Source organism: Methanoregula sp., assembly GCF_041663825.1.
Taxonomy (GTDB): domain Archaea; phylum Halobacteriota; class Methanomicrobia; order Methanomicrobiales; family Methanospirillaceae; genus Methanoregula.
In genome coordinates this window covers 1-13,598 of sequence record NZ_JBAYLY010000023.1, presented here as the reverse complement: position 1 = coordinate 13,598, position 13,598 = coordinate 1, and the positions used below count along the sequence as shown (strand labels likewise).

Below are 13,598 nucleotides of genomic sequence, written 5' to 3'. Positions count from 1 at the left end.
TCACCTTCATGTTCTCTCATTTTTTCCTGCAATCACAACTTTCGATGGTCGGATAACCTTTGATTTCAGCATATAGCCCTTTTCGATCTCACTTAAGATCGTATCGGGTTCTTTGTCGCATTGCTCCCTGCACAGCGCGTCGTGAAAATTCGGATCGAATTTTTTTCCCACGCAGTCTATGGGGTGGAGTCCATAACCAGACAGGATTTTCAAGAATTTTTTCTGGATCATAAGAATCCCCTCCTTGTTTTTTTCCTGTTCGAGAGATGGCAGCGCCCGGTCGAAATCGTCGAGAATCACGAGGAGGTCATTGACCAGGTCCTCGTTTGCGAGCGCGATTACCGCTCCTTTCTCTTTCTCAGACCATTTGCGATAGTTATCAAACTCTGCCTGGAGGTATTTTTGCCGGTTGAGCCGCTCCTCTGCAAGAACTGTTTTTTCATCGAGTTCTTTTTTCAGCCGTTCGATCTCTTCCGTCAGCAGTTGAATTTTCTGCTGAACATCATCGGTATCCATTGAAACCTGCATTGATTTCTTAACGCTCTTTAACATTTGCACTTGGCCGGGCCTTCATCAGACCGGTGATATTTTCCCCATGTCCCCGCCGGACATGTGTAACCTGTCAATCACCCGCCAGGGAAGTGTCGCAAGGTCTCGTCCGACGTTTTCATTGATCAACGCTTCCTGCACGGTCAGTTTTACGCCTTTAGTATCTGTTATAATCGTCATGCCTCCTTTTCTAGGATTAACCATAAGTTAGTATGGTTTGGTATATAAAACGTTGGGTTGGGGATCCTGGTGCGTCGCCGGGCCTTTAGACTGAAAACAAACAGGAGCCAGATGGAGGGATTAAAAAAGCGGGTTTTTGGTATACAATACGCGATAAATATGAGGTGGCGCTTTTGCTTTCGATAATCCCATAAGTCACCGGTTTTTAAAATAACGCTGCGATACCGGGCGGGGTATTCGCATCCCCACTCAATGCCCGGGGGAGGGGGTGGCCTCTTGCAGGATCCGGTTACCCCCTTTTAGGGCACTTCATTGCCCGCAAAAAAAATTTCCGCACCGTTCTTTTTTTTTAAGGGGGATCCCCACCCCCTTACCCGAATCGTCCGGCGTGGGCTGCCGGTTTTTTGTCACATAGCCATGCGATAATCGCAAACGCATGCGATAAACGCATGTACATGAGACAACCGGTTTCCGGACTTTTTTTTCAAATGACCTATCCCCCCACCCCCACCTTCACGCACAAAAAAACCAAGGCACCCCCCCTTTGGAAAGAAAAATAAAATTGGGGTACCCCTACCCCCCTAGCCCGGATCGTCCGGCGCAGGCTACCGGTTTTTTGTCAGATGGACAATTGATAATCAAGTGTACATCTGATAATCAAATGAACATCTGACAACCGGGTTTCAGATTTTTTCTGCAAAGGGGAGGGGGGTGGGGGTACCCCCTCCCCACTTTTCCCGGAACCATGGATTCCCGGACAAAAAATCCACCCGGCCCGGGAAAGGAACAAAAAAAGGGTACTGTACTTACTTACCCGCACCCGCTGCGGCCTCAAGCGCCTTCCTGAGTTTCTCGGTACGTTTCTGGATCTCGTCGAAGGATTTTCTCTGCCAGTATACCCGGTCCCTGAGCTCATCGGCCTGCCGGACAATCTTATCGCCGAGTGCGTGTTTTTCTTTCAGGTACTCGATCTGGTTGACGAGGATGACTGCCTGGTGCAGGATGTCGCGTTTTCCTTTTGCATACAAAAGATCCCAGGACTTCTCCTCGTGCCGCTCGAAATCCGCGCCATCGAGCGTGCCTTTGATATTTTCAAGAACGGTATCAAAATGCTGCCGGGTAATTTTTATGCCGTATTCGGGTGTTGTGCCGTGTTCACCCGGGATTTCGTTATGGGTCAGTTCATCGATGACGAGCGCCTTTACCTCGCGCACCAGCGCCTCGATATCGGCCCCGACAAAGAACCGGGTCTTCGCGGCCAGTTCGTCGATGTTTATATCGGGGTCAAGAACACCTTCCAGATCTTTAAGATAGAGGGAAAGGATTTCCTTTCGTGCCGCCTCGTCGGGCGGGGGAATGTACAGGTGTTTTTCAAGCCGGCCCGGGCGCAGGAGTGCGGGATCTAAAAGGTCGGGACGGTTCGTTGCACCGATGACAAACACCTCCTTTAATTCCTCGACGCCATCGAGTTCGGTCAGGAACTGGGAGAGGACACTTTCGGTGACGTGCGTGGAATCGTTCACCGTGCCCCTTTTGGGAAACAGCGCGTCGATCTCGTCAAAGAAGATGATGCAGGGCGCGGACTGCCGGGCCTTCCGGAACGCTTCCCGCACGTGCTTCTCGGAATCGCCCACCCCTTTTGAGAGCAGTTCGGGCCCTTTAACCGAGATAAAATTGAGGTGGCGCTTGCTTGCGAGGCCTTTTGCAAGCAGGGTCTTCCCCGTTCCCGAGGGGCCAAAGAGCAGGATGCCCTTTGGGGGTTTGTAGTTTAACTGTTCGAAGATTTTGGGATAGCGCAACCGGCCCTCGATAATTTTGATGAGTGCTTCCTTAACCTCATCAAGACCCGCAATATTTTCCCACGGGACATCCGGGACTTCGATAAGGACTTCCCGCAGGGCGCTTGGCTGGACAATTTTCCGTGCAGCATCGAAATCACCCTTCGTGAGTTTGAGCTGGTCGATGACCTCGTTTGGGATTTCCTTTTCGATATCGATGAGGGGGATGATCTTCCGTATCGCGTTCATCGCCGCTTCTTTGACGAGAAGCGCGATATCCGCGCCGACAAACCCGAAGGTTGTTTCGGCAAACGCGGCGATATCGACATCCTTTGCAAGCGGGACGCCCCGGGTATGTACCTGGAAGATCTCTAAGCGGCCCCTCTTGTCCGGGATACCGATCTCGATCTCCCGGTCGAACCGCCCGCCCCGCCGGAGCGCCGGGTCGATGGAATTCGGGAGGTTTGTCGCCGCAATCACGATGACCTGCCCCCGGCCGGCAAGACCGTCCATGAGGGCCAGGAGTTGTGCAACGATGCGACGTTCAACCTCGCCCTGGACATCCTCGCGTTTCGGCGCGATGGCGTCGATTTCATCAATAAAGATGATCGAGGGTGCATTCTCTTCCGCGTCGTGGAACTTCTCGCGCAGGGCCTTCTCGCTGTCCCCGTAAAACTTGCTCATGATCTCGGGACCCGAGAGCGTGATGAAGTGGGCATCGACCTCGTTTGCGACCGCTTTTGCAATAAGGGTCTTTCCCGTGCCCGGCGGCCCGTAGAAGAGGACACCTTTCGGGGGCTTGATCCCCAGTTTTTCGAAGATCTCCGGGTGGCGCAGCGGGAGCTCGATCATTTCCCGGACGAGCTGGAGTTCACGTTCGAGCCCGCCGATATCCTCGTACTGGATATTGGTGATCTCCCGTTTGCCCTCTTCGGGCTTGAAGGGTTCCGCTTTAAGTTCGATCTCCGTATCATCCGAGACAACAGCAATCGCCCGTGGAGAAACCTTTACGATGACAAACGTGACGGAATTACCGATGATATCGAGGCGCAGCGTCTGACCCTCGACCACTGACCGTCCCCGCAGGATGCGGGAGAGGTACTGCTCCCCCCCAACAAGTTTCGTTTCCTGGGCCGGCTGGATCACCACCTTTGTGGCGTACACTGCTTCCGATTTGCGGATTTTCACCTTTTCATCGATGCCGGCATTCGCATTCGCACGGATACTCCCGTCTATGCGCAGGGTGGCAAAACCGATATCCTCGGCAAAACCCGGCCAGACGATCGCCGCCGCGTGCCGCTTTCCCACGATCTCAATGATGTCACCGGATACAAGCCCGAGCTTTTTCATCACATCGATGCTAAGCCGGGCAATCCCGCGACTCGCATCGTTGTGCGCCGCCTCTTTAACCGTTACTTCAAAGAAATGTTCATCTGCCATCGATAACCTGTGATATTTTTAACTTCTATGATTGGCTCTGGCAAATCATAAAAGCACCAGTAAGGGCAGCAGCAAAAATATGTCCGGAGATTGGGACTCCGCCATAACCCCTTGTTTTTTACTTAAACGCAATTTTACTTGTCCGGAGGACAAGCCAGATTTCACCCGATAATGCAAAACCGAGCCTTTATTTGTCCTTTTGTGGTACCGGTAAGGTATGAGTATTATTGCTGATGCCAAGCGCGGCATCGTGACAGATGAGATGAAGCAGGTCGCGGCGCAGGAGGGAGTCACCGAAGACTTTGTCCGGCGCAGCGTTGCCGAAGGCCACATCGTAATCCCGGTCTCGCCCTACCGCAAAGTGAAGATCTGCGGTATCGGCGAAGGCCTCCGCACCAAGGTGAATGCCTCGATCGGGACATCCACCGATATTGTCAATATCCCCGAGGAGATCGAGAAGGCAAGACAGGCAGAACTAGCCGGCGCAGATACCCTCATGGAACTCTCGACCGGCGGGGATTTTGCCGAGATCAGAAGGCAGATCATTGCCAATACCACGCTCTCTGTAGGGTGTGTCCCGCTGTACCAGGCATTTATTGAGGCGGTCAAGAAGAACGGCGCCGTCGTAGACATGAAAGAGGACGACCTCTTCCGGATCACGGCCGAGCAGGCAAAACTCGGGACGAACTTCATGGCGATCCACACCGGCATCAACTGGGAGACGGTAAAGCGCCTCCGCAACCAGGGCCGGCACGCCGGGCTTGTCTCCCGGGGCGGGGCGTTCATGACCGCATGGATGCTCCACAACGAGAAGGAGAACCCGCTGTACTCGGAGTTCGATTACCTGCTCGAAATTATGAAGGAGCACGAGGTCACGCTCTCGATGGGGAACGGTATGCGGGCAGGAGCCATTCACGACGCAACCGACCGGGCAGGTATCCAGGAACTGCTTATCAACGCGGAACTCGCGGACAAGGCGCATGACAAGGACGTGCAGGTGATTGTTGAAGGTCCGGGCCACGTGCCGATCGACGAGATCGCAACAAACGTCCAGCTCATGAAGAAAGTCACCAATCACAAGCCGTTCTACATGCTCGGGCCGATCGTGACCGATATCGCGCCGGGCTATGACGACCGGGTCGCCGCCATCGGTGCAGCGATCTCCTCGTCCCTTGGCGCTGACTTCATCTGCTACGTGACCCCGGCCGAACACCTTGCACTCCCGACTCCCGAAGAAGTGTATGAGGGTGTCATGAGCTCGCGGATCGCCGCCCATGTCGGCGACATGGTAAAACTCAAGAAGACGAGGGCCGCAGATCTCGAAATGGGCCATGCCCGCCGCGACCTTGACTGGGATCGCCAGTTCGCCGTCGCCATGAACCCGGCCCGGGCAAAACAGATCCGTGCGGAACGCATGCCGGCCGATACCGATGGCTGCACGATGTGCGGGGACTTCTGCGCCATCAAGATTGTAAACCGGTATTTCAAGTTCTGATATTCCCCTTTTTTTGTTTTTCACCAGACGATCGTCGTTTCAGATTTTCCCCTTCATTCGCGATGGGATCTGATTTCCTTTCCTGTCCCGGTACGATGCTGCTGCACAGGTACTTGTTTCGCCCATCCTTGTTTGCCAACGGATTAACCGGGCCCCTGCCAATCATATCATTTTCCATTTATAGCCCGATAACAAAGAGTACCTTAAAAAAGAGTACTTTAAAAAAAAGTACGTTTGAGAAGTGATTCGATGCAGAAGAAAAACCAGAAAATTGTCAATGAATTCCTTGCTCATGCCGATGCAATAAGCGACGAGGTTATGGACGATACCGAGGAAATGCTTGGCACGCTGCCGTTTATCTTTCCTGTCATGCGGGAACGCACAGGAACATTTGCGCTTTCTGCGCTTGCCGATTACCGGGTCTGCCGCCCGGAACATCTCACGCCAAAGACTGCCGAACTTGTGGCCATTGCCGCTGCGGCAGGGGCGGGGGCGGACAACTGCCTGAAAGTACACCTGAAAGCAGCAATAAAAGCGGGCGCGACGCGGGATGAGATCTTTGATACCATCATGATTGCCGGCACGATCGGAAAGACAAAAGTGCTTGCATCGGCACTCCGGCAGATGGTCGACGTGTTTCCCGCAGATAAAAAAGAAAAGACCGCATTATGCGATAAGACTTCGGGCACAACCGGGAAATCCCGCAGGAAATCCCGGTGAAACGGACCAGACAGGAGATCCGTGAAGAAAAAACAGCGCCGTTACCCGGGTACGCTAAATAATCCCGTCTCAAAATGATCCTTAACGGTGATGCTATCCAGCTGAATTACGGGGGTTTTGTCCCGCTCTCAACAGTCGACTGGCGGGGCCGGTCGGTCTGCACGGTCTTTTTCCGGGGCTGCCCGGTCCGGTGCACCTACTGCCAGAACGCCATGATCCTTACCGGGCAGGATTTCCGCGAGATCGACGAGGTTGTCGCGCTTATCAAAGGCTCGAAACTTGCAATCAGTGGCGTGGTCTTCTCAGGGGGAGAGCCCACCCTGCAGAAGGACGCGCTTGTCACGCTCGCCCGCGCGGCACGAAACCTTGGACTCGCAACCGGTATCCAGACAAACGGCGTCTTTCCCGACACTCTTGAGACGCTCATTAAGGAACGGTTGCTCGACCGTGTGGCACTTGACATCAAGGCCCGCTGGGCGCGGTATAATAACCTTCTCGGGGGAAATTATGTAAAGAACGTGCAGCGCTCACTTGCCCTTTGCACAGAGGCGCACATAAGCGGAGCGCTGCCCGAATTCCAGGTCGTTGTCACACTCTTCCGTGGCTACGATGACGAGGTTGCTATCATCGCATCCGAAACCGGCGATATCGATCTCGTCCTCCAGCAGGGTGTAACCGAAAGCGTTCCCCCGCTCTCAGAAAAAGAACTCAAAAAAATTGCGGACGGGCTCTCGCGCAGGGTCCTGATCCGTACGCGCGAAAGTGGTGAAATCGTCTATGAAAGTGATCGGAGTCGTCGGGCTTCCCGCAAGCGGTAAAGGCGAGTTCTCAAAGATAGCGGAGAGGCTGGGGATCCCGGTCGTCGTCATGGGGGATGTGATCAGGAACGCCGTGAAAAAAGCCGGCCTCCCTCCCACCGATGCAAATCTCGGGGCGACGGCAAACCGGCTCCGGGCCGAAAGGGGCATGGACGCGATTGCCAATCTCTGTGTTGACGCAATAAAAGAACAGGCCGCCCCGCTTGTCCTTGTCGATGGCATCCGTGGCGATGCAGAAGTCCGGGTCTTCCGGCAGAATTTCCCGGGCTTTCGCCTTATTGCTATTGAGACATCGTTTGAAAAACGGCTGGAGCGTCTCTGTGATCGCAAGCGCAGCGACGACGTGGGATCTGAAGTGGGCCTGAAGACCCGGGACGAGCGCGAAAATGGGTGGGGTCTTGCAAACGCATTGAAACTTGCAGATATCAGGATCAACAACGATGGCAGTCTCGAAGACTTTACCGCCCAAGTCACGGAACTGATCGCACGGATGGGGTGTGACGCATGACCCTCCGCCCGTATTTCTCCTCGTCGGCAAAAGTCTGGGACGATATCACGTGGGTGTACGGCATTGAAGAGGCCGGTTATGCCGGCTGGGAGATCGTCGCGGACGGCAACTACCGGCTGGAGAAACCGGGAAACCTTGAAAAGATTAAAGAAGTGATCGCAAGTACCCGCCTCGGGATCACGGTGCATGCACCCTATGGGGATCTTAACCTTGCCACCCTCAACGACCCGATCTGGCACGAGTCCATCCGGCAGATTGAGATCTGCATCGAGCGGGCAGGAGAGATCACCGACCGGGTCACCATCCACCCGGGGTATCTGTCTCCCGCGGGAAAACTCCTGCCCCAGAAGGTCTGGGAACTCCAGAAAGAGGCCCTGCGCCGGATTGGTAAATGTGCCGTTGAGCACGGGGTGCTTGCCTGCCTTGAGAATATGATCAGCCAGAAAGAATTTCTCTGCAGGGATGCCGGGGAACTCATGGGGATGGCAGAGGGTATCGAGGGCATCGGTCTCACGTTTGATTTCGGGCACGCAAACACGCTCGGGAAAGTCCCGGAGTTTCTTTCCAATATCGGGCATGCAAACCACATCCATATCCACGATAACCACGGGCTCTCTGACGAACACCTCCCGCTCGGTGACGGCACCATCGACTGGAAAAACGTGGGGAAAACCATTGCCGCCCGGTACAGTGGCGTGATTGTTGTCGAAGGGCGCTCGGTTGAGGAAGCAAAAAAGAGCTTTTCCGTATTTTCGAAGGTGTTTGTATGAGCGGCGAGACACTTCAGGTCTATTTCCTCGGGACGGCCGGGGCGCTCCCGACACCGACGCGCAATCCCTCCTGCATCATGGTCCGGCGCGGGAACGACACGCTCCTCTTTGACTGCGGGGAAGGGGCGCAGCAGCAGATGATGCGGGCCCGGTGCGGGTTTACGGTTGACGCGATCTTTGTGACCCACTGGCACGCGGATCATTTCCTCGGGATCTTCGGCCTTGTCCAGACCATGTCGTTCAACGGGCGTACCGAGCCTTTGACCATCTACGGCCCGACCTGGGTCCACGAGTTTGTCGAGACCTTGAAAAAGATCAGCCGGTTCAACCTGAAATTTACCCTTGATTCAGTAGAACTTTCGGATGGATCGTGGGTGCGCTTTAACGGGTACACGGTGACCGGTTTTGCGGTCAGCCACGGGATGCCGGCCCTCGGGTACGTGCTCGAAGAAGATCCCCGCCCGGGCCGGTTCGACCGTGAACATGCAATTGAACTCGGCGTTCCGCCCGGGCCGCTCTTTGGGAGGCTCCAGCGCGGCGAGACGATCCGGGTGACAAAAGACGGTGCCGAACGGGAAGTAACACCTTCGGACGTGATGGGTGCGCCGCGCCCGGGCCGCAAGATCGTCTATACCGGCGATACACGCCCCGTGATCCCGGCGCTCCTGGGATACGCAAAGGATGCGGATCTCCTCATCCACGATGCGACGTACGATGAGAGCGAGGTAAAGCGGGCCGCAGAATTCTATCATGCGACCGCTGCACAGGCCGGGCAGGCAGCAGCCGCGGTGAATGCCCGGACCCTCGCCCTCACCCATATCAGTTCCCGGTATACTGACACGGCAAACCATGCCAATGAGGCCAAGGCTGCATTTGCCGGGACCGTCATTGTTCCTGAAGACCGGTTCATGCTGGAAGTCACGTGGCAGGATTGATCGAGATTTTTGTCTCAACTGGGTTACGAGCCAACTCCCCCCAGTCCCCCCTTCACAAAAAATGGGTGGCACGGCTACACCCATTTTTTGCGTGGGGGGTTCCGTAAACAATTCGACTCGCATAATATGGTTATGGGTGTGGATGCATTGTCGGTTGATTTAAGGTTTTTACGAGAGGAAGATTCCGCGGCTTGGTATCTGCCGCTCCCTTACCACACGGGCGTCCCGTTGGGTAGCAGACACCCCCCATGAAGTTGTGGATCCGACACCCCTGCCATACCTGAATCAGGCGTGCACTAATCCGGGCCTGAATTGAGCCCGGATTATCCGTTTCCTGTTCTGCCCCCTCGTGGAAACGCCAGTAAAATGCTTCTTTTCAGTTCGCGTGGAAAATAAGCATTTAAATCGCTCCATTTGTCGAAATTCGCCCGATTTCAATGTCAAAGAATGGCCCTTAACGGCCCAGGAATCGAGGATCATTTTGATCTATGTTTTTACCCATCCGGTACCCGGAAAGGCCGAAAAAACGCGAATATGAGGATCTTTTTTCAGGAGAGGAGTGGAAAAACGGGCAAATTGGGCCCGGATTTTCAGGGGCGTTTAATGATAACCTGTCGAGTGAAGGTCAGGCTGGATTTACTTATTAGAAAATGGTAGGTATAAGAAAATTTTTATGAATGAGAAGAATACGTGATTGCCTGTTAACTTAACCGTGCCACCTTATCCGGAAAACTCTGCCAGCAGTTTCACCACTTCCGGTGTAACGGAATAACCCACATTTTTCCCATCCCAGCGACTCTCCACCATCTGTTCGTCTAGGAACTGGCGCAGGTGCCGGTGAACGGAACTTTTGTCGAGACTTAATCGTTCTGCAAGAGTGGTGTTGCTGATGCCGGGCTCATTGAGAATGACCATGAGGATCTCCCGTTTCCGGGGATTCCGGATATACCCGTACATCTGTTTTCTCTCCGGGCTTGCGCCGCCGTTTTTGAAATGGTACATCTTGTTGCCATCATTTTTCCGGACAATTTTTCGTTCTCGGAGCAAGAGAAAGAGATGGAACTTGACCGTCCCTCTGTTGATAGTAGTATTGAGGGAAATATCCGCAATAGTACAACCCGGGTGGCTGCTGACATACTCAAGGATGGTACGACGTTTTTTATTGTTCAGCAGTTCCTCGATCCTGCCAAGGACCAGCGGGCCGAATTTGTTCGCCCCAAGGCCGGCAACAACAACGCCGATAATCTCACTCGCTTGTACCCAGAGTGGGAGCTGGAAGAACGATACGTTGGCATCCGCACCGGAAGCGTCATAGGGCCCGGTTGGGGGTGAGTACGGTGTTACCGTATAATCTCCGCTTACCGAGGCAATAAAAACAGAAAAAAGCAAAAAAAGGGGAAGTACCTTTGTTGCAGTTTTCATAACAACGGTACATTATAATTCAGATGGAATAAGTTTGTGTCCCCGAGACTTGGTATCCGTACACCTTATAATACCACGTTCCTTCTGCAATCCCGTTGCTGTTCTGGATGTTAAGATTAATGCGGCCATCAGTAGCACCGTCGGAACTATCGTAATACGGACCGAAGACGTACCCGTCAGGGGAATAGATGGTGAGCTGCAACGAGTTGGAGGGGTTTCCCCAGTTCAGGTTCACATTGAGGGTAGTGATGTATGAGGAAACCGTTTTTGATTCCCAGTTTGTCTTTCCCTGAGTGATGGAATTGTACACCGTTAGGGGAATTATCCCGGTGCCATGAGCGGGTACTATGGTGTATCCACCGTTCACTGAGAGAGATGCCGGTAATTCCTTTGCCGATACTACTACAGATGAGGTGCAGAGTAAGAGCACCACCATCACCAATAATCCCAGTCTTTTTGACATGAACCTGACGTTCAAACAGGGGTGACTTATGTTTTCTGTCCAAAGATCCCAACTGGCAGTTGGAATATCTGGACAGAAAATATAAAACTGGAAATGTAGGAGATCCATCTGCGAATACTTTCGGGGTATTCCTATGGTCTCGGATGATAGATCCCAGTCTCAAAATCTGGGGCCCTAAAATCTTGATGGCGTGAAAGAATTAGGATTGTGCAGATTCTAGGCTAGAGAGCGACGCGTATCAAAAATGGGGGGATATACAGATGAAAACAGTATACTGGGGCATCATCCTGCTTGCATTCCTGCTCGCAGCGATGGTGACAGTACCGATGGTGAGTGCCGCAGAAGAACGTTACGGCACTACCCAGCAGGATTTTTCACTTTGTAACGGTTCAGTAATTATCCTAAATCCCGCGAATTCTGAGTACCTTCGTAAATAGTATTTTTGAATATGCTGAATTTACTCACCGTTGTCACTACCTCGGAGAAAAGGAAACGGCTCCTGATCTTATTACATGAAGGTCCGCTATTATGGGATGAAATCAAGATACGACTTAACGTCTCTGCTTCTGGAATGCTACCTCAAATTAAAATTCTCGAAGAGGAAGGATTAATTGTTAAAAAAGATAGGAAGTATAGTCTGACGGATATCGGTCGTCTGATTGCTTATCATCTTAAAACATTCGATAATACACTCAAGGTAATTGAGCAACAGAAGAAATATTGGCAGGAACATGATTGCGAAGCACTTCCTCATGACATTTTCGTTAGGATTGGGGAAATACAAAATTCTCGTACTCTCGAAAAAGGTTTAGAAGAAAGCTTTGAGCCACATAAACAGCTTCTTGAAATGATCATCCAGTCCAAAAAGGTAGCATGTATATCTCCAATTGTTCATCCTATATACCCCAAATTCTTCCGTTCCCTTGCAAAAGAGGGTCGAGAAGTTCGACTTATCCTTACGAAAAAAGCATACAGCAAGATCCAGAATGAGTATTATGATATGCTTCTCGAAGGACTTCAGTACGAAAAAGCCAGTCTTTCGATTTGTGATACAGATATAAGATTTGCTTTTATTGTAACTGATATTCACTTCTCGATGAGCCTTTTCATGAAAAGCGGTGTTTTTGATTCAACGAGGGAGATTGTGAGTAATGATTCATCCGCAATCAGGTTAGGGGAGGATCTTTTCTCCCACTACCTGAAAAAGTCCTATCCTGTCAACAAGGAAGGGGCTCTGTAAAGTCTGCGGGTGGCGACATATTTTCCTCGAAGAAGGCTTAATGCAACCACCCGCAGACTTTACAGAGCCACTTTTTAAATCATTATGACTAAAGCAGTTGGATTTACAGAAAAAAATAACGTACCGTATTGACAGAAGGGAGAAGACGCGGATCTAAAACCCCGGATGTGCAATAAACCGGGCAGTAACAGACCTGTGGATTTTGCGTTTAGCCTCGAACCAGTTGATTCCGGCATTCAACCGGTGAGATTCCATACGGAGAAAGGCAAAGAGAGAAAAGAGGATATGTCCTCGCTGGAACACTTCTTTTCTGCCTTGGCACTTCTCGATACCGAAGCATTGTTTGATACCTCGGTGGTATTCCTCAATATTCCAGCCAAGATCCTGAAAGGACTTCCTGTCGGATTCAGTGGCATCAAAGATATCGGTATCCGTGTTTTTGGAAGTGAGTTAGATGATGAAACGTTCATGTGCTCTTAATAAAGATCAATGAAAAATTATTTCAGGACTGAACACTTAACAGGGGGATGAGTAGGGGTGCCATGTTCACTACCACCGGGACGGGCCGGATTATTTATTATTCCGGGAACCTCTTTTCGGGTTCTTTGATTTTCCGGCCGTTTTGCCGGTAGCTGCTTCCTTACTCCTGGCATACAATTCCCAGGCAACCATCACCACAAGAACGAAGGCGACCACCCACCAGATGTGAAGCGGGAGCAGACCTATTAGGGGAATCGTAAAGAGAGCTTTTCCCACAACCCAGTTTTTCTCCACCGGTTCGATGTTCTGAATATCACCAACCGGAAGGTACCCTCCTTCATCACTTACTGGGTTATTGTCCCCTTTGGTGATGTACCCCCCGTGCGTCGTTACATTACCGTACCAAATAAAGCCGGTCCCGTTTGACTCATACGATGCGGGCAGGCGGTAATGGTCTGTAGAGTAACTGAATCCATCACCAAGGGATGTCAGCGTGAGGTTCCATTGCGGAGGGTTGACCCCCGTATAGAGGATCTTATAGCCTTCAACGGTTGCGTTGCTTATCTCAAGAGGGAGATACTTGGTTGGAGTCGCTGCGCCCCTATAGAAATTGAAGTAATACGGTTCAGGCTCTCCCGCATCGACCCAGGTCATGACCCGGTGGATGATTGGAGTGGGGCTTGAGAGCGGAAGCAGGCCGATCTGAGCCCAGAAATCTGTCTCACCGTTGGGGCGATAGATGATCACGTCGCCGTAATCGCCGAACTTCTGGTACCCGGTTGCATGTGCCTCATCCCAGG

At 52.2% G+C, this 13,598-nt stretch carries 14 protein-coding genes and 1 pseudogene; 9 read left to right on the top strand and 6 right to left on the bottom strand.

The window, feature by feature from the left end; all coding sequences use genetic code 11:
* Nucleotides 1-6: 6 nt before the first annotated feature.
* The 3 genes from WCX19_RS10370 to WCX19_RS10360 all read right to left on the bottom strand — a co-directional run bounded on the left by WCX19_RS10370 (nt 7) and on the right by WCX19_RS10360 (nt 3,947).
* Nucleotides 7-552 (bottom strand): nucleotide exchange factor GrpE, encoded by a 546-nt coding sequence (locus WCX19_RS10370; RefSeq protein ID WP_373007821.1) that lies wholly within the window; start codon nt 550-552, stop codon nt 7-9.
* Nucleotides 553-573: 21 nt separating this feature from the next.
* On the bottom strand, nt 574-729 hold the full coding sequence (locus WCX19_RS10365) for a hypothetical protein (RefSeq protein ID WP_373007819.1): 156 nt from the start codon (nt 727-729) through the stop codon (nt 574-576).
* An 806-nt stretch (nt 730-1,535) separates the two neighbouring features.
* Entirely contained in the window at nt 1,536-3,947 is a 2,412-nt protein-coding gene (locus tag WCX19_RS10360) for a CDC48 family AAA ATPase (RefSeq protein WP_373007817.1), read from the bottom strand.
* Nucleotides 3,948-4,164: 217 nt separating this feature from the next.
* On the opposite strand from WCX19_RS10360, the gene thiC reads away from it, so the two are divergent.
* From thiC to rnz, 6 genes are all read left to right on the top strand, one after another.
* Nucleotides 4,165-5,442, top strand: coding sequence for a phosphomethylpyrimidine synthase ThiC (gene thiC / locus WCX19_RS10355; protein WP_373007815.1), 1,278 nt, complete (start codon nt 4,165-4,167; stop codon nt 5,440-5,442).
* Nucleotides 5,443-5,691: 249 nt separating this feature from the next.
* Entirely contained in the window at nt 5,692-6,162 is a 471-nt protein-coding gene (locus WCX19_RS10350) for a carboxymuconolactone decarboxylase family protein (protein ID WP_373007814.1), read from the top strand.
* 74 nt (nt 6,163-6,236) lie between these two features.
* Entirely contained in the window at nt 6,237-6,980 is a 744-nt protein-coding gene (locus tag WCX19_RS10345; protein WP_373007812.1) for an anaerobic ribonucleoside-triphosphate reductase activating protein, read from the top strand.
* Entirely contained in the window at nt 6,940-7,488 is a 549-nt protein-coding gene (locus tag WCX19_RS10340; RefSeq protein ID WP_373007810.1) for a dephospho-CoA kinase, read from the top strand. The genes WCX19_RS10345 and WCX19_RS10340 overlap by 41 nt, the downstream gene beginning before the upstream one ends.
* Nucleotides 7,485-8,258, top strand: coding sequence for a sugar phosphate isomerase/epimerase family protein (locus tag WCX19_RS10335; RefSeq protein ID WP_373007808.1), 774 nt, complete (start codon nt 7,485-7,487; stop codon nt 8,256-8,258). Before WCX19_RS10340 ends, WCX19_RS10335 begins: the two co-directional genes overlap by 4 nt.
* Complete coding sequence (gene rnz / locus WCX19_RS10330; protein ID WP_373007806.1) at nt 8,255-9,193, top strand: ribonuclease Z; 939 nt, start codon at nt 8,255-8,257, stop codon at nt 9,191-9,193. The genes WCX19_RS10335 and rnz overlap by 4 nt, the downstream gene beginning before the upstream one ends.
* Nucleotides 9,194-9,913: 720 nt before the next feature.
* Here rnz and WCX19_RS10325 read toward each other — a convergent pair.
* Together WCX19_RS10325 and WCX19_RS10320 are read right to left on the bottom strand one after the other, a co-directional pair.
* Complete coding sequence (locus tag WCX19_RS10325; protein ID WP_373007804.1) at nt 9,914-10,615, bottom strand: winged helix-turn-helix transcriptional regulator; 702 nt, start codon at nt 10,613-10,615, stop codon at nt 9,914-9,916.
* 19 nt (nt 10,616-10,634) lie between these two features.
* Complete coding sequence (locus tag WCX19_RS10320) at nt 10,635-11,078, bottom strand: peptidase domain-containing protein (RefSeq protein ID WP_373007802.1); 444 nt, start codon at nt 11,076-11,078, stop codon at nt 10,635-10,637.
* 260 nt (nt 11,079-11,338) lie between these two features.
* Here WCX19_RS10320 and WCX19_RS10315 point away from each other — a divergent pair, with 260 nt between their 5' ends.
* The 3 genes from WCX19_RS10315 to WCX19_RS10305 all read left to right on the top strand — a co-directional run bounded on the left by WCX19_RS10315 (nt 11,339) and on the right by WCX19_RS10305 (nt 12,798).
* Nucleotides 11,339-11,515 carry a hypothetical protein gene (locus tag WCX19_RS10315; RefSeq protein ID WP_373007800.1) on the top strand — a complete coding sequence of 59 codons (177 nt, stop codon included), beginning with the start codon at nt 11,339-11,341 and terminating at the stop codon, nt 11,513-11,515.
* A gap of 11 nt (nt 11,516-11,526) precedes the next feature.
* Nucleotides 11,527-12,318, top strand: coding sequence for a helix-turn-helix transcriptional regulator (locus tag WCX19_RS10310; RefSeq protein ID WP_373007798.1), 792 nt, complete (start codon nt 11,527-11,529; stop codon nt 12,316-12,318).
* 195 nt (nt 12,319-12,513) lie between these two features.
* Nucleotides 12,514-12,798 (top strand): hypothetical protein, encoded by a 285-nt coding sequence (locus WCX19_RS10305; protein ID WP_373007796.1) that lies wholly within the window; start codon nt 12,514-12,516, stop codon nt 12,796-12,798.
* A gap of 90 nt (nt 12,799-12,888) precedes the next feature.
* On the opposite strand, the pseudogene WCX19_RS10300 reads toward WCX19_RS10305, so the two are convergent.
* Nucleotides 12,889-13,598: pseudogene (locus WCX19_RS10300) on the bottom strand (hypothetical protein); the annotation flags it as partial.

Coding starts and splice junctions, on each gene's coding strand:
- WCX19_RS10370 (WP_373007821.1), bottom strand. CDS start 552: ATGTTAAAGAGCGTTAAGAAATCAATGCAGGTTTCAATGGATACCGAT.
- WCX19_RS10365 (WP_373007819.1), bottom strand. CDS start 729: ATGACGATTATAACAGATACTAAAGGCGTAAAACTGACCGTGCAGGAA.
- WCX19_RS10360 (WP_373007817.1), bottom strand. CDS start 3,947: ATGGCAGATGAACATTTCTTTGAAGTAACGGTTAAAGAGGCGGCGCAC.
- thiC (WP_373007815.1), top strand. CDS start 4,165: ATGAGTATTATTGCTGATGCCAAGCGCGGCATCGTGACAGATGAGATG.
- WCX19_RS10350 (WP_373007814.1), top strand. CDS start 5,692: ATGCAGAAGAAAAACCAGAAAATTGTCAATGAATTCCTTGCTCATGCC.
- WCX19_RS10345 (WP_373007812.1), top strand. CDS start 6,237: ATGATCCTTAACGGTGATGCTATCCAGCTGAATTACGGGGGTTTTGTC.
- WCX19_RS10340 (WP_373007810.1), top strand. CDS start 6,940: ATGAAAGTGATCGGAGTCGTCGGGCTTCCCGCAAGCGGTAAAGGCGAG.
- WCX19_RS10335 (WP_373007808.1), top strand. CDS start 7,485: ATGACCCTCCGCCCGTATTTCTCCTCGTCGGCAAAAGTCTGGGACGAT.
- rnz (WP_373007806.1), top strand. CDS start 8,255: ATGAGCGGCGAGACACTTCAGGTCTATTTCCTCGGGACGGCCGGGGCG.
- WCX19_RS10325 (WP_373007804.1), bottom strand. CDS start 10,615: ATGAAAACTGCAACAAAGGTACTTCCCCTTTTTTTGCTTTTTTCTGTT.
- WCX19_RS10320 (WP_373007802.1), bottom strand. CDS start 11,078: ATGTCAAAAAGACTGGGATTATTGGTGATGGTGGTGCTCTTACTCTGC.
- WCX19_RS10315 (WP_373007800.1), top strand. CDS start 11,339: ATGAAAACAGTATACTGGGGCATCATCCTGCTTGCATTCCTGCTCGCA.
- WCX19_RS10310 (WP_373007798.1), top strand. CDS start 11,527: ATGCTGAATTTACTCACCGTTGTCACTACCTCGGAGAAAAGGAAACGG.